General features: G+C 71.5%; 13 protein-coding genes. 12 read left to right on the forward strand and 1 reads right to left on the reverse strand.

Features of this window, described 5'->3' with window-relative positions:
- Nucleotides 1–52: 52 nt before the first annotated feature.
- On the reverse strand, nt 53–1,177 hold the full coding sequence (locus AC3RKA_RS02600) for a PqqD family peptide modification chaperone (RefSeq protein WP_489727452.1): 1,125 nt from the start codon (nt 1,175–1,177) through the stop codon (nt 53–55).
- A 170-nt stretch (nt 1,178–1,347) separates the two neighbouring features.
- Between AC3RKA_RS02600 and AC3RKA_RS02605 the strand changes: the two genes are divergently transcribed.
- The 12 genes from AC3RKA_RS02605 (at nt 1,348) to AC3RKA_RS02660 (ending at nt 14,399) form a co-directional block, all read left to right on the forward strand.
- Complete coding sequence (locus AC3RKA_RS02605; RefSeq protein ID WP_049161713.1) at nt 1,348–2,271, forward strand: glycosyltransferase family 2 protein; 924 nt, start codon at nt 1,348–1,350, stop codon at nt 2,269–2,271.
- Nucleotides 2,268–2,849 carry an acyltransferase gene (locus AC3RKA_RS02610; RefSeq protein WP_049161711.1) on the forward strand — a complete coding sequence of 194 codons (582 nt, stop codon included), beginning with the start codon at nt 2,268–2,270 and terminating at the stop codon, nt 2,847–2,849. The genes AC3RKA_RS02605 and AC3RKA_RS02610 overlap by 4 nt, the downstream gene beginning before the upstream one ends.
- Nucleotides 2,846–3,907 (forward strand): NAD-dependent epimerase/dehydratase family protein, encoded by a 1,062-nt coding sequence (locus tag AC3RKA_RS02615; protein ID WP_489727453.1) that lies wholly within the window; start codon nt 2,846–2,848, stop codon nt 3,905–3,907. Before AC3RKA_RS02610 ends, AC3RKA_RS02615 begins: the two co-directional genes overlap by 4 nt.
- A gap of 2 nt (nt 3,908–3,909) precedes the next feature.
- Nucleotides 3,910–4,896 carry a CgeB family protein gene (locus tag AC3RKA_RS02620; RefSeq protein ID WP_049161707.1) on the forward strand — a complete coding sequence of 329 codons (987 nt, stop codon included), beginning with the start codon at nt 3,910–3,912 and terminating at the stop codon, nt 4,894–4,896.
- A gap of 137 nt (nt 4,897–5,033) precedes the next feature.
- Entirely contained in the window at nt 5,034–5,957 is a 924-nt protein-coding gene (locus tag AC3RKA_RS02625; RefSeq protein ID WP_049161706.1) for a hypothetical protein, read from the forward strand.
- Nucleotides 5,954–6,745, forward strand: coding sequence for an acylneuraminate cytidylyltransferase family protein (locus AC3RKA_RS02630; protein WP_049161704.1), 792 nt, complete (start codon nt 5,954–5,956; stop codon nt 6,743–6,745). The genes AC3RKA_RS02625 and AC3RKA_RS02630 overlap by 4 nt, the downstream gene beginning before the upstream one ends.
- The gene (locus tag AC3RKA_RS02635; RefSeq protein ID WP_049161701.1) at nt 6,742–8,985 is read left to right on the forward strand and encodes an N-acetylneuraminate synthase family protein; all 2,244 of its coding nucleotides are present in this window, start codon (nt 6,742–6,744) and stop codon (nt 8,983–8,985) included. The genes AC3RKA_RS02630 and AC3RKA_RS02635 overlap by 4 nt, the downstream gene beginning before the upstream one ends.
- Before the next feature lie 8 nt (nt 8,986–8,993).
- Entirely contained in the window at nt 8,994–10,115 is a 1,122-nt protein-coding gene (locus AC3RKA_RS02640) for a glycosyltransferase (RefSeq protein WP_239668504.1), read from the forward strand.
- Nucleotides 10,112–11,257: an acyltransferase family protein gene (locus tag AC3RKA_RS02645; protein WP_049161697.1), complete on the forward strand. Its 1,146-nt coding sequence runs from the start codon at nt 10,112–10,114 to the stop codon at nt 11,255–11,257. The genes AC3RKA_RS02640 and AC3RKA_RS02645 overlap by 4 nt, the downstream gene beginning before the upstream one ends.
- The gene (locus AC3RKA_RS02650) at nt 11,254–12,291 is read left to right on the forward strand and encodes a glycosyltransferase family 4 protein (RefSeq protein ID WP_049161696.1); all 1,038 of its coding nucleotides are present in this window, start codon (nt 11,254–11,256) and stop codon (nt 12,289–12,291) included. Before AC3RKA_RS02645 ends, AC3RKA_RS02650 begins: the two co-directional genes overlap by 4 nt.
- Nucleotides 12,292–12,307: 16 nt before the next feature.
- A complete protein-coding gene (locus AC3RKA_RS02655) occupies nt 12,308–13,270 on the forward strand; it encodes a glycosyltransferase family 2 protein (RefSeq protein ID WP_049161694.1) in 963 nt (320 codons plus the stop codon).
- A gap of 10 nt (nt 13,271–13,280) precedes the next feature.
- Nucleotides 13,281–14,399 carry a glycosyltransferase gene (locus AC3RKA_RS02660; RefSeq protein WP_489727454.1) on the forward strand — a complete coding sequence of 373 codons (1,119 nt, stop codon included), beginning with the start codon at nt 13,281–13,283 and terminating at the stop codon, nt 14,397–14,399.
- Nucleotides 14,400–14,479: the final 80 nt, after the last annotated feature.

Here is a 14,479-nt window from a genome sequence, read left to right on the forward strand (position 1 = left end):
CTCCTGAGGCGCCGGGTGCCGTGGGCGACGGCCGACGACGGGCCGTGCCGACTCAGCCGGCCCTGGCCAGCTGCACGGCGATCAGGGCGTCCATCGCCTCCCGCACCCGGGCCTCAGCGTCCTCGGGCACGGGCCCTTCGGCGCGGAGATGGGCCACCACGTCGGCGGCTGTCCGCGGCTCGTCCAGCAGGAGCCAGACGGTCGGGCCCACACCGTCGAGCACGACCAGCCGTTCGGAGACGAGCAGGACCAGGCGGCCGCTGTCGGTCAGGATGCCGTCGTCGACGGCGCAGCGGGCCACCGCGCCCGGGCTCGCCGGGCCGACCGAGGCCGCAAGCTCTTCCTCGGTGAGCGCCTCCCAGGCGGGGGTGACGGGCGTGGGCGAGGCCGCCAGCAGGCCGTCAATGACGCCCCGCAGGTCCTCGGCTTCGGCGTAGACGAGGCGTTGGGCACCGCCGGCCGCGTCGAGGACGCGGCAGAGCGTCACGAGGCCCCGGGGGAGTCGGGAGAGAGAGGACGTCTGGGGGACGAGCGCCTCGAGCGCGGCCACAAGCTCCATGGCCTCCGCCCGCGGCGGCACCGGACCCTCCGGATCCCGCACGCGGTCCAGCACGGCGATCCGGGCCAGGCGGGCGGTGGGGAGGGTCGGGCCGAGACCCAGGTCGTCCGGGCCCCGTTGGGTCTTCGGCCGCACCCCCCGTGCCCCCAGCACGGACAGCGGCTTGGGGTAGGGCGTGACGGCCAGGCCGTCCGGGTCGATGATCGCCGTCTCGTCGGTGAGGTAGGCGAAATGGGGTCCCAGCCGGCGCGTGGCCGTCGTCTTGCCCGTCCCGGACGCCGCCACCAGGACCATCGCCGCCCCGGTGTCCGGCGCGGCCAGGCACGCGGCATGGAACAGCAGGTGGGTGCCGCGGGCGGACTCGATCGCCCGTGAGGTCGCCAGGAACACCAGGTCCTCGTGCCACTGCAGCCACGGACGCGCGGTGTCGGCGTCGCGGTGCGCATCCGGGTCGGTGGGCGGCTCCACGGCCTCCACACCGCATCGGGCCCAGGACGCGATGACCTCCGCCCGCTCGTCACCCGTGAGGCCGCTGACCGTCACGGCATCGAGACCGGTGCCGATGCGCAACGCGGTGGTCTCGTGCATGGCTTCGTCCTCCCCGTGGGTGCCGGGCATGGCTCACCCCTTCCATCCCGTGGCTGCCCGGTCAGTGTACTGAGAGCCGTGCGGACGGCCACGGGGCCGCCCCACCGGCTGGCGCGGGTCCTCGCCAGTCCGTCCCTATACTCGACACAGGTTCTCGGGCGCTGAGTGCGCCGTCCATCCGAGCTGAGGGAGGAGCCCGCATGGCAGTGCAGTCGACCGCGACGGCCGTCACCGTGGTGATCCCGCATTACGGCGATCCGGCCCCCACCCTCGCCCTCGTCGACCGCCTGCTGACCGATCCCGGAGACGCGCTGGCCGCCGTCGTGGTCTCGGACGACGCCTCGCCCACCCCATACCCCGAGGCGCACGATCCGCGTCTGACCGTGGTGCGCCGCGAGTCCAACGGCGGGTTCGGGGCGAACGTGAACACCGGCCTGGCCGCGGTCACCACCGAGCTGGCCCTGGTCCTCAACTCGGACGCCGAGATCACCGGGGCGCAGATCGACGCGCTGGTGGCCGCGGCCGCTCCGTACCAGCCGGCTGTGGTCAGCCCGCAGGTCGTCAACGAGGACGGCACGCCGCAGTGGTCCGGCCGGCACTTCCCCACGGTCCTGCATCAGACCGTCGAGTGGCTGACCCCGCTGGCCCGCTTCCGTCACCTGGACGTGCTCCACGAGGCCGTGGGGCACGACGTCGCGGCGGCCCGGTCCGTCTCGCCCGTGGCGGCCGACTGGGTGATGGGCGCCGTGCTGCTCCTGCCGATGGCACACGTCCGCGCCGTCGGCGGGTTCGACGAGGAGTACTTCATGAATTCCGAGGAGGTCGACCTGCAGCGCCGCCTGCGCGAGCGTGGCGTACCGTCGATCGTAGTGCCGGCCGTCCGTGTGCCGCACGCATCCGGCGGATCCTCCGATCCGCTGCGCCGGCGCGGCTGGCTGGTGGACTCCCGGTACCGCTACGCCCGGAAGTTCGGTCACCCCCGGGTCCTCAAGGCCGCGCTCACCGCGGCCACCGGGGCGAACTTCGCCGTGAATGCGCTCCGGCAGGCCCGGGGTGTGGACGTGGATGCCCGTGCCGTGCTCCGGGACGAGCACGCGTTGGTCTGGAAGGGAAGCCACCGATGACATTCGCCTCTCGCCTCGTAGAGTTGCCGCCCCGGCTCGCATGGAAACGCGGGCAGGTGCTGTCTGCAACGCTGTACCGCCGAGCGTTTCGCGACTGGGGTCGGGGCAGCGTGATGGTTGCGCCGTTAAAGGTCAGAGGGGCCGACCGGATCTCGGTCGGATCGGACTGCGCCCTCTACGGTGGGATCTGGCTCGAGGCCGAGGGTGACGGATCCGTCGAGATCGGTGATGGCGTCTACTGCGGCCACGGTGTTCACATCCACGGCGTCGATCGGGTCGTCGTCGGGGCCAGGGCGATGCTCGCGGACGGGGTGTTCGTGGGCGCAGGGGGCCATGACCCCGTGGAAGGGATGGCCGTCACCAACGGGGGGCCGATCGTGATCGGGCGGGACGTGTTTGTGGGTCAGCACGCCATCGTCCTCGGCGGGGTGACGATCGGCGACGGTGCGGTCGTGGGCGCAGGCTCCGTCGTCACGAAGGATGTCCCTGCCGGAGCGGTCGCCGCGGGTGTCCCCGCGAGAATCCTCAAGGACGGCGTCGACCACACCCCAGTGAACAGAGAAGAGCAACAGTCATGACGAAGTACCTCATCACCGGTGGGGCGGGTTTCATCGGTCAGTACGTGGCTCGGGCGCTGACGCGACGCGACGACGAGGTGGTCGCGCTTGACACACTCGAGCAGCAGGTGCACGCCGATCCTGGAGGGGCGGCCGCGCGGTTCCCCGGGGACGTCCTGCGCCGCGACGTGAGCGATCCGACGTCCTGGGCAGATCTGCCGGAGGTCGGAGGTGTCATCCACCTGGCCGCAGAGACCGGGACGGCTCAGTCGATGTACGAGCAGGACCGCTACCGACGCGTCAATGTGGAGGGGACGCGGCTCGCAGCCGAGTTCGCCGCCTCGCGAGGAGTTCCTCTCGTGTTCATGAGCTCTCGCGCCGTGTACGGCGAGGGCCTCGTGGCCACGTCGCCGATGGCGTCCTCGGACGGCAGGGATTTCGGCCCGGACGGCCTGTTCGTGCCCTCGGGCGAAGACCAGCCGCACGCGCCCCTCTCCGTGTACGGGGAGACCAAGTCCGAGGCCGAGGAGATTGCCCGCACCGCCCTCGCGGACGGCCGCCTCACCATTCTGCGCCCGCAGAACGTCGTTGGTTTGGGGCAGGCGCTCCACAACCCCTACACCGGTGTGCTGGCGGCGTTCCTAGCCCGCCTCAAGGCGGGGCTGCCGCTCACCGTCTACGGGGACGGCACGGCGACGCGGGACTTCGTGCATGTGTCGGACGTCGCCGCGGCCATCGTCTGGGCGCTAGAAGCCCCCCGCCGCGGAGAGCCCGTGATCGCCAACGTCGGCACAGGGGTCCGTATGGATCTGGACGAACTGGCCGAGACCGCGCGAGCTGCGGGCCGCGGTACAGCGGTCGAGATCACCCATGTGGAGGTCCACCGGGCAGGTGACATCGACCATGCATGCGCGGACATGACACACGCGTGGAGCCTGGGCATGCCGCGCCCACGCCTGACCTCCCAGGAGGCTGTCGCGGACTTCATCTCCCATTCATGGGACTTGGAGGCCGCTGATCCGCGGCTGTGGGACCGTGCGCTGGAAGAGCTGACCGAGCGCGGGCTCACGGAGAGTTGAGCATGCGCGTCCTCATCGTCGGGCCTCGATTCCACGGCTATCTGGCCGCCATGGGTGCCGCCCTGGAACACCTGGGCCATGGCGTCTCCGTGCACGCGTACGACGCGGCAGACACTCTGGCGGAGCGCGTCCGCAACAAGGCTCTGCACGACCTGCCGGGGAGGTGGACCGCACGCTGGGCGGGCCGGGAGGGCCGGCGTGCGGCGGCGGTTCTGAATCGTGAACGCCCGGAGGCCCTCCTGGTGGTGAAGGGCGATCGTCTGGGAGACGATTGGTGGGCTGCCGTAGACCGGTGGAACGGGCCTCGGGTGACTTGGCTCTACGACGAGATCGACCGCATGGCCTATACGCGCGAACAGCTTGCCGCGATGCCCGTCGTCGCCACCTACAGTGCGGCCGACGCGGCGTCGCTGGCGGGGACGGCGGATACGGTGCGTCACCTGCCGCTGGGCCACGACTCGCTGCTGGCGTTCGACCGGCGCCCGACCGGTGCTGTGACATTCATCGGGGCCCGTTACCCGCAACGCGAAGTCCTGCTGGCCGGTCTCGTCGCCGCTGGCATCCCTGTGCGCGCCTATGGGCGGGATTGGTCCAGGCATCCCGCGGATATACTCGCGTCGCGTCACTGGCGACCTCCGGGTGTTCCTGCGGGACGCACCTTGGCGCGTGACGAGGCATACGGGGTGATGGCCGGCAGCGAGGCCACCGTCAATATTCACGGTCACCAGGACGGCTTCACGATGCGCACCTTCGAAGCGTGTGGAGTGGGCGCCCTCCAGTTGGTGGACCGCGCGGACGTCGACGTGCACTTCGAGCCGGGCAGAGAAGTCCTGGTGTTCGCCGATGGCGACGAATTGGCCGAGCACGCGGAGCGGGCGATCCGCGAACCGGCGTGGGCCCGCGGCATCGCCGAAGCAGGGCGACGCCGGGCCCTGGCCGAACACACCCTCGTGCACCGGATGCGGGAGGTGGAAGCGCTGTGGGCCTGAACCATCCCGATTCCCTCGCGGACTGGCGCCGGTGGGCACGGCCCTCCGCGCTTCGGCGATCCGTCGCTGCAGTGCGCGGTCGCGGCCGTCCAGCAGACCGCGCCCTTCGTCTCCTTCTCTACGGAACGGCGCCGACGGTGCTCGCCGCCCTCGACTCCGCGACGCTTTCCGGCATCGCGGCCGGGCTGCGCCCGGTGGCGTTGGGGCCGCGTGTCAACGTGGCGGTCCTGTGCCCTCCGCACCTGGTCCCTGCGGTCCAGGCTGTGCTCGGAGATCCCGTCGAGGACGGGCCGATCACCTCCGCTGACGACCTGTCCGCCCTCGACGGCACGGTCGGGACGGTGCTGTCGCTTGGCCACTACCTGCGGGCCGGGGAGCTGGCCCTGGAGTGGGCCGCGGCACGGGGCGTGGAATACGTCGTCGTGCAACACGGCCTGCTCACACCGTTCGCGCCGCCTCTGCCTGACGAGGTGACGCTGTACGCGTTCTCGCACGAGGACGGGGCCTTTTGGACCGGTGGCCGTCCGGGGCGGACCGTCAGGGTGGTGGGCTCCCAGATGCTGTGGGAAGCCGCGGACCCCTATTTGCCAGCCGTCCAGCCGGGTCCGACGGTGTTCTTGGGGCAGCTCCACGGGCGAGAGCTGGGCCGGTGGCCCGCCACTCAGCAGACGCTCGCGTTCCTTCGTGCCGAGCCTCAAGTGCTCTATCGTCCGCATCCTTCGGAACGGGACATGCTGAGCCGAGCCATCCACCGCCTCATGCAACGCGGAGGCACCCGCTTCGAGACCAGCGGGCGTCCTCTGCCCGAGCTGGGAGCCGACGTCGTCGCACTGTTCTCGACGGGTGTCCTCGAAGCGGCAGCCCAGGGACGCGGCGGCTGGGTGTACCACGCCGCCCCTCCAGCCTGGCTCAGCGAGTTCTGGGAGCGTTACGGCATGGCGCCATGGGCGCTCGGGTGTTCGGCCGGCGACCAGCCCGAGCGCACCCCTGCCCCCGTCCGCCCCGGGATCGAGCCTGCGCGGTCCATCGCCCGTGCCATTTTTGGAGAGGAGTCCGCGTGAGCATCCTGTGCGTCATCCCCGTGCGCGGCGGGTCCCGGGGGCTGCCCGGCAAGAACATCCGCCTCCTGGGCGGCCACCCACTCGTGGCCTGGACCATCCAGGCCGCCCTCGAGGCGGAGGAGGACCTGCATGTGGTGGTCTCCACGGACTCGGCCGAGATTGCCGAGGTCGCCCTCCGCTACGGCGCGGACGTCCCGGGCCTGCGCCCGGCCCACCTGGCGCAGGACTCGACCCCCACCGAGCCCGTGATCGAGCACGTGCTCGCGGCCGAGCGCGCGGCCGGCGTCGAACCCGAGGGCGTGATGCTGCTCCAGGCCACCAGCCCGCTGCGCCTGCCCGGCACCCTGGACCGCGCCGTGCGGCAGTTCCGGGACACGGGGGTGGACTCCCTGGTCGGCGTCGTCCCGGTGTCCCCGTTCCTGTGGCGCCACGCCGAGGACCCCGGCGCGGGCCCGATCCCGGACTTCGACGTCACGGCGCGCAAGCGCCGGCAGGACATGTCGCGCGCCGACCTGCGGTTCCGCGAGAACGGGTCCCTCTACGTGACGCGCCCCTGGGTCTACGACCGGCTGCACAACCGGCTCGGCGGCCGGATCGGCCTGCTGGAGCTCGACGACCTCGAGGGCGTGGACATCGACACCGAGCTGGACTTCGCCCTCGCCGAGCAGCAGATGGACCAGTACCTGGCGGTCCACAAGGTGCTCCAGCACCGCTCCGGCCTCGGTGCCCCGCACACCGCCGAGAGCCCCACCACCGGCCCGAACCGCACCCCCGGAGGCACGCTGTGATCATCGAACGCCGGCTCACCCCCTACCTCGTCTTCCCCGAGGACTCGCTCCTGGTCGCCCTGCAGAAGATGACCGACAACCGCGAGCGCACCGTGTTCGTGGTGGACTCTCACGGCTTCCTCGTCGGCTCGCTGACGGACGGGGACGTGCGCCGCTGGCTGGTGGCGCATCCGGAGGCGTCGCTGGACGTGGCCACGGCCGACGTCGCCCATCGCGACCCGGCGACGGCGCCCCTGGGCGCCACCCCGGCCGAGATGCGTGAGGCCCTGCCCGCCGGGGCGCTGCACCTTCCGCTGCTGGACGAGCGCGGCCGTCTGACGGCCCTGGCGATCAACCGGGAGGCAGAGCTGCGGATCGGCGGGCACCGGATCGGGGAGGGCCACCCGGCGTTCCTGATCGCGGAGATCGGCAACAACCACCAGGGCGATGTGGACCTGGCCCGCCGTCTCGTGGACCTGGCCGTCGAGGCGGGCGCGGACGCCGTGAAGTTCCAGCTGCGGGACATGGACGCCCTGTACCGGCAGTCCGGTGCGGCCACCGCCGGCGAGGACCTGGGGGCCCAGCGCACCCTGGACGAGCTGGCCAAGTTCTCGCTCTCCGCCGAGGACATGGTGCGGGTGTTCGACCACGTCCGGGAGGCCGGCGTCGCCCTGATGTGCACCCCGTGGGACGCCCCGTCCATGCGGGTGCTGCGCGCGTACCCGGTGGACGGCGTGAAGATCGCCTCGGCGGACCTGACGAACCACGGTCTGCTCCGGGACGCGGCCGCCTCCGGCCTGCCGATGGTGCTCTCCACCGGCATGTCCCGGGAGGAGGAGATCCGCGAGTCGACGGCCCTCGTGCGCTCCTTCGGCGTCCCCTTCGCGATGCTGCACGCCCAGTCCACCTACCCCGCCCCCTACAAGGACGTGAACCTGGCCTACCTGGACCGGCTCGCGGAGATCGCGCAGACGCCGGTGGGCTACTCGGGCCACGAGCGCGGCTTCCACGTGGCCCTGGCCGCGGTGGCCCGGGGCGCCGCGATCATCGAGAAGCACTTCACCGTGGACCGCGGGCTCGAGGGCAACGACCACAAGGTCTCCCTGCTGCCGGAGGAGTTCGCGCAGCTGGTCCGGCAGACCCGGGACATCGAGGAGTCGATCGGCGTCGGGACCGAGCGCGTGGTCTCCACGGGCGAGGCGATGAACCGCATCAACCTGGCCAAGTCCCTGGTGGCGGCCCGTCCGCTGCGGGCCGGCGCCACGATCACCGCCGACGACGTGACCGTGAAGTCCCCGGGCCGCGGCCTGCAGCCCAACGAGCTGCCGCGCCTGGTCGGCCGCACGCTGCACCGCGAGATGGCCGAGGGCGACTTCTTCTTCGCCGGCGACCTCACGGACACGGTGCCCACCGGGCGCCAGTTCGAGTTCCGGCGCCCCTGGGGCCTGCCGGTGCGCTACCACGACGTCGCGGCGCTGACGAAGGACTGCACCCCGGACTTCCTGGAGTTCCACTTCTCCTACAAGGACCTCGAGATCGACATCGACTCGGTGTTCACCGAGCCCCTGCCGATGGGCTTCACCACCCACCTGCCGGACATCTTCTCCGGCGACTTCCTCGTGGACCTGGCCAGCGACGACGACGCCGTGTGGGAGCGCTCGATCGCCGAGGTGCAGCGCACGATCGACATCACCCGGGACCTGAAGCGCTGGTTCCCGTCCGAGGAGGCACCCATCATGGTCATCACCATGGGCGGGTTCACCCTGGACCGGCACATCCGCCCGGAGGAGCGGCTGCCGAAGTACGAGCGCATCGCCGAGGCCGTGCAGCGCTTGGACACCTCCGGCATCCGGATCGCCGCGCAGACGCTGCCGCCGTTCCCGTGGCTGATGGGCGGTCAGCAGTACCACAACCTCTTCATGGACCCGGACGACACCGTGGCATTCGTGGAGGCCACGGGGGTGCCCCTGTGCCTGGACACCTCCCACTCCAAGCTCTCGGCCACGTTCCTGGGCATCCCCTTCTCGGAGATGGTGGAGAAGCTGGCCCCGCACACCATCCACCTGCATCTCGTGGACGCCGTCGGTGTGGACGGGGAGGGTCCGCAGATCGGCGAGGGCGACGTCGACTGGCCCGTGCTGTGCGAACAGCTGGACCTCCTGGCCCCCGGGGTGAGCTTCATCCCGGAGATCTGGCAGGGCCACATCAACAACGGCGAGGGCTTCTGGACGGCCCTGGACCGCCTGGAGCAGTGGCTGTGATCCCGGACGTGACGACGCCCGCCCCGGCCCCACTGACGCTCTGGGTGGTGCCCGTCGCCGACCTCGGCGGCGTGGCGCGGCACGTCCTCGACGTCGCGCGCGTGGGCCTGCCCGGTCTGCGTCTGGCGGTGCTCTGCCCCGAGGGGCCGCTCGCCGAGCGCCTGCGCGAGCAGGGCGCGGCGGTGTTCACCGGGGACGTCGGCCCCGACGCCGGCCTGGCCGCCTCGGTGCGCACGCTCCGCACGGCGGTGCGCACCCTGCGCCCGGCCGCGGTCCACACGCATCTGGCCTACGCCGACCTCGCGGCCTTCACTGCACTGGGCGCGGAGCGGGCCCTTCGGCGGGCCGGTGTACCGGCGCTGCTCAGCACCGAGCACGGGATCGCCCCGGACGACCAGCTGTACAACCGCGCCGCCGCGGCCCGGGTGAAGAACACCGCGCACCGGGCCCGGCTGCGCGGCACGGACCTCGTGATCGCGGTGGCGCAGTCCACCGCGGACGTGCTCCGACGCAAATGGGGTGCGGGGGCGCCCCTCACCGTGGTGCGCAACGGCGTGGACGTGCCCGCGGTGCGCGCCGCGGCCGTGGGGCAGCGGCGCGCACCGGGGGAGGGGCTGCGCATCCTGTCCCTGTCCCGGCTGGCCCCCGAGAAGAATCTCGACCGGCTGATCGCCGCGTTGCCCGCTCTGCTGGAGCGCGACCCCGGGACGCGGTTGACGCTGGCCGGCTCGGGTCCGCTGGAGGGGCAGCTGCGCGCCCAGGCGGAGGCCCTCGGTGTCGCGGATGCGGTCGACCTGCCCGGCTTCGTGGAGCCGTGGGGCACCATGGCCGAGCACGACGTGCTGGTGCAGCTCTCCGCGTGGGAGAACCTCAGCTACACCCTGCTCGACGCCGCCGCGGCCGGCCTGCCCGCCGTCGCCACGGACGTGGGCGGCAACGGGGAGATCCTGCCGCCCGAGCACCTCGTCCACGAGACCGCGCCGGCGGCCATCGCCGACGCCGTCATGCGTGCCGCGGTCGAGGGCCCGGGCGAGGTGCGCGTGGGCGATGTGGAGACCATGGCCCGAGCCACCGCCGAGGCGACCCTCGAGGTGCTCGGGCGCCGGGTGGGGAAGGCGGGTAGCCGATGACCGCGGCAAGCCCGAACGAGCCGGGGGCGGCCTCGGTGGCCCCGGCCGAGAAGCGAGTGCCGGGGCCCCGGTTCCGGGAGCTCGACGGTCTTCGAGGGATCGCGGCGCTGGCCGTGGTGTTCTCGCACTTCGGTGGGACGCACAATTTCCACTACCGCGACGATCCCCCGGCTTTTCATGACTTCGTCTGGGGTGGCACGGGGGTCCAGCTGTTTTTCATGATCAGCGGTTTCGTGATCCTCATGACCGCGCGCCGTGCCTCGCGTCCCAGCGATTTCGTCATCTCCCGAATGGCGCGGCTGTACCCGCCGTACTGGCTCTCGCTTGCATTCGCCGTCGTGATCCTCGCCCTCGTTCCGGTGCCGGGGTACTCGCTGAGTCCGGGGCAGATCTTCATCAATCTCACGATGGTGCAACGATGGTTGCTCGTCGACGATGTGGTCGATGTGTACTGGACGCTGGCGGTCGAGATGCAGTTCTACGCACTTGTCTTGACCCTCCTCATCCTCAGCCGTTGCCGGTTGTCGGACCGTCTCGTCCTGTGGGCATGTCTGGGTTGGTCTGTGTTGTCCTGGACGGTGGTGGCCGTGACTTCACAAGCCGCAGCGCCACGCCCAGCGGGGGACCCCACGTGGGTCAAGCTCGTCAACAACATCACTGTTGCCGAGTACGCGCCGATGTTCGTCCTGGGCATGGTGGTGTTCTTGGCACGGGAGACGGGTCGCCACCGACGAGCGGTGGCCGCAGCCTTTGCATCGGCTGTCGTGAGTCCGTTCGTCTTGCGCGACGTGACCCTCGGGTTCTGGGTGCTCGCAGCAGCAACGTTGTTCACTGTAGTGGCCCTCCGACGAAACACCTGGCTCCTCACAACGCTGCCCCTCCAGTTCTACGGCCGGATCAGCTACTCCTTGTACATCATCCACGTCATTCCCGGCTATCTGGTCATCCATGCTCTATGGCCGTATGTGGGCCGGAACATGGCCATGCTCGTGGCCTTGGCCGTGGTCTCCGTGCTCGCCTGGGCCCTGCAGAAGTACGGCGAGGAGCGCCTTGGCCGCGCGGCCAAGCGGGGGCTGACCCGCGTCCGCTCCGTCGTGGACGCGCGGACCGGACATCCCCGATCCCTGGGGTCGGTCCGATGACCGGACGCATCTGGATCCTGGCGAACCAGGGCGAGGTGGGCGGCGGCGAGGTGATGCTGCACCACCTCGCCACGGCCTTGCGCGAGCTGGATCGGGACGTGGGCGTCGTGGCCCCGGCCCACCCGGCCGAGACCGCCGATCGCCTGGCCGCGGACGGCTTCGACGTGGTCCGCGTGGGTGGGCCCGGACGCCTGGGGTACCTGCGCGCACTCCGGGCCTGGGACCGTGGCCGAGGCGAGGACGACGTCGCGTGGTGCAACGGGCTGCTGCCGGCGACGGCGCTGGCCGGCCGGCCGCGCCGGATCGTGCACCTGCACCAGGTGCCCCAGAAGCCGCTTCTGCGCGTGTTCTCCGCCCTGGCGCGCCCCGGTGCGCTCGCGGTCCTCGTGCCGTCCCGGTTCGCCGCGGACCGGATCCGCGGGGCACGCGTACTCCACAACTGGGTTCCGGCCCCCACGGCGCCGCAGACACGTCCGGCCCGCGGTGCCGATGATCCGGTGACCGTGGGCTTCCTGGGCCGGCTGTCCGAGGACAAGGGCATCGTCACCCTGCTCGAGGCCGCCTCGCTGCTGCGGAAGACCGACCCGGGTGCTTTCGTGTTCCGCGTCGCGGGGGAGAGCCGGTTCGTGGCGGAGGACGAGGCCGAGCGGCTCGCCACCGCCCTGAAGGCAGCCGGTGAGGACGTCCAGGTGCTCGGCTGGCAGGACACCGCCCAGTTCCTCACCTCCGTGGACGTGCTGGCCGTGCCGTCGCACGCGGCGGAGTCATTCGGCCTCGTGGCGGCGGAGGCGATGGCCGCGGGCGTTCCGGTGGTGGCCTCCGATGCCGGGGCCGTTCCCGAGGTGGTCGGCAGCGATCACCCCTTCGTTGTTCCGCAGCGGGACGCTTCCGCGCTCGCGGACTGCCTGCGGGCCGTGCGCGCGGTCGATCTGGGCGCGGTGGCCCACGCCCAGCGGCGCCGCTGGGAGTCGCTGTTCTCACCCGAGGCCGGCCGCGCCGCCGTCGCCGAGCTCCTGGATGACCTGTCCCTATGATCCCGGTGGAGGACTCATGACCGAGACGCCCCTGATACCCGAGGCCAGCGTGATCGTCCCCAGCCGGGGCGGCGCGCAGCGGCTGCCGCGCCTGATCGGCGCCCTCGCCGCGCAGGAGGACGCCCCGTCATTCGAGGCCCACGTGGTCGTGGACGGGGATGTGGACGGGTCGGAAGCGGTGCTCGCCCAGTTGACCGCAGAACATCCGGGCCTGGACCTGAGCTGGACCGTCTTCGGCGAGAACCGCGGACGGGTCGCCGCGCTCAACGCAGGTGCCGACGCGACGTCCGGCCGCATCCTCATCCGCTCCGACGATGACCTGGAGCCCGGGCCCCACTACATCCGGGATCACGTGGCCGCGCACGACGACGGGCAGCGCGGCGTGATCGGATTGACGGCCAACGTCCTCCCAGACTCGGCCTATCAGCGCGTCTACGGGGATGCCCAGGACGAAACGCACCGTCGTCATGCCTACGCCCTTCTGGCGGAGCAGCAGTGGCGGCACTGGGCCGGCAACGTGTCCGTCCCCCGCACCCTCCACGAGGAGCTCGGTGGCTACGACCCGGACTACCGGCACTACGGGTGGGAGGACGTGGACTTCGGCTACCGGCTCCACGCGGCCGGGTACCCGGTGAAGATCCGGCCGGAGCTGGAGACCCGTCACCACGCGGCAGCGGTCACCACCTACACCAAGGCGCGCCGAGCTCTGCATTCCGGGTCCGCCCGGCAGATCTTCATCGCCAAGCACGGGGCGGACGCACTCGGCGGGGACCGTGCCCCGGGCGGGCCGTGGGGCGTCGCCGTACGGGCGGTGGCTGCTCTGAGCACGGAACGCACGATCCAGTACAGCTCCGCCGTCGTCGAACGTGCCGCCGCCGTGTTGCCGGCTCCGATCGCACGCAAACTGATCGCCTTGCAGGTCGAAGCCGCCGCGGAGACCGGACGCACCCGGCCGGGGCGCGCCCGCCGACAGTTCTGAGGGGAGCACCATGACCGACACGACACGCGGCCGGATCGCCATCGCCCACGACTACCTCACCCAGAAGGGCGGGGCGGAACGGGTGGTGCTCGCCCTGCACCGGATGTGGCCGGACGCACCCATCTACACGACGTTCTACGACCCCGAGGGAACCTTCCCGGAGTTCAAGGACGCGCACATCATCACCTCACCCCTCAACCGGGTGGGAGCGCTGCGGAAGGACCCGCGGAGAGCACTGCCGCTGCTGCCGTTTGCGTCGTCATTGATGCACGTGAAGGAGCCGGTCGCCGTCGTCTCCACGTCCGGCTGGGCCCACGGCTTTCGCTACGAGGGCGCCACGCTCGTCTACTGCCACACCCCGGCGCGCTGGGTGTACCTGCTGGACGACTACTTGGGTGAGAGCGGCCGGAACAGCATCAAGGGCCGGATCGCCCGCGTGCTGCGCCCGGGCCTGCGCACATGGGACCGCGCGGCCGTCCGGCGCCGATCGCGCTATGTGGCCAACTCCACGGTGGTGAAGGAGCGGATCGAAGACGTCTACGGGCTCGACGGCGTGGACCTCGTGTTCCCGCCGCACTCCGTGACCACGGACGGCCCGCAGGAGCCGATCCCCGGTGCCGAACGGCTGACGGAGACCGGCTTCCTGCTGTCGGTCGCTCGGCTCATGCCGTACAAGCACGTGGACGTGGCGATCGAGGCCGCGGCCCGCGCGGGGCGACCGCTCGTGGTGGTCGGCAAGGGCCCGGAGGAGGCTCGGCTGCGGGCGATGGCGGGGGAGGACGTGGTGTTCGGCCAGGACCTCACCGACGCGCAGCTGCGCTGGGCGTACGCGCACGCGACGGCACTGATCGCCGCGAGCCACGAGGACTTCGGCATCACGCCGCTCGAGGCGAGCGCGTGGGGCGTGCCCACTGTGGCGCTGCGCGCCGGCGGCTACCTGGACACCATCGTGGAGGGCGTCAACGGCGTGTTCGTGGAGGAACCGACGGTGGAGGCGGTGGCTGGCGGCGTGTGCCGCGCCCTGGAAGCCCGCTGGGACCGGGACGCGATGCAGGCCCACGCCGAGCGGTTCTCTGAGGCAGCGTTCGGGCGGCGGATCAGTGCGGAAATGGGGCGGATCACGTCTTGAAGAATAGGGAATGCACTGCGCGGCGTCAGTGGTCGGCCCGGAGACGGCGAACGGCCCCCCGAGGCGGGCGATCTGGTTTT

This window comes from Micrococcus sp. iso_229, assembly GCF_058072725.1.

Bases quoted from the DNA above. Each gene is read 5' to 3' on its own strand.
- AC3RKA_RS02645 (WP_049161697.1), top strand. From the start codon at position 10,112: ATGACCGCGGCAAGCCCGAACGAGCCGGGGGCGGCCTCGGTGGCCCCG.
- AC3RKA_RS02610 (WP_049161711.1), top strand. From the start codon at position 2,268: ATGACATTCGCCTCTCGCCTCGTAGAGTTGCCGCCCCGGCTCGCATGG.
- AC3RKA_RS02620 (WP_049161707.1), top strand. From the start codon at position 3,910: ATGCGCGTCCTCATCGTCGGGCCTCGATTCCACGGCTATCTGGCCGCC.
- AC3RKA_RS02650 (WP_049161696.1), top strand. From the start codon at position 11,254: ATGACCGGACGCATCTGGATCCTGGCGAACCAGGGCGAGGTGGGCGGC.
- AC3RKA_RS02655 (WP_049161694.1), top strand. From the start codon at position 12,308: ATGACCGAGACGCCCCTGATACCCGAGGCCAGCGTGATCGTCCCCAGC.
- AC3RKA_RS02615 (WP_489727453.1), top strand. From the start codon at position 2,846: ATGACGAAGTACCTCATCACCGGTGGGGCGGGTTTCATCGGTCAGTAC.
- AC3RKA_RS02660 (WP_489727454.1), top strand. From the start codon at position 13,281: ATGACCGACACGACACGCGGCCGGATCGCCATCGCCCACGACTACCTC.
- AC3RKA_RS02605 (WP_049161713.1), top strand. From the start codon at position 1,348: ATGGCAGTGCAGTCGACCGCGACGGCCGTCACCGTGGTGATCCCGCAT.
- AC3RKA_RS02600 (WP_489727452.1), bottom strand. From the start codon at position 1,177: ATGCCCGGCACCCACGGGGAGGACGAAGCCATGCACGAGACCACCGCG.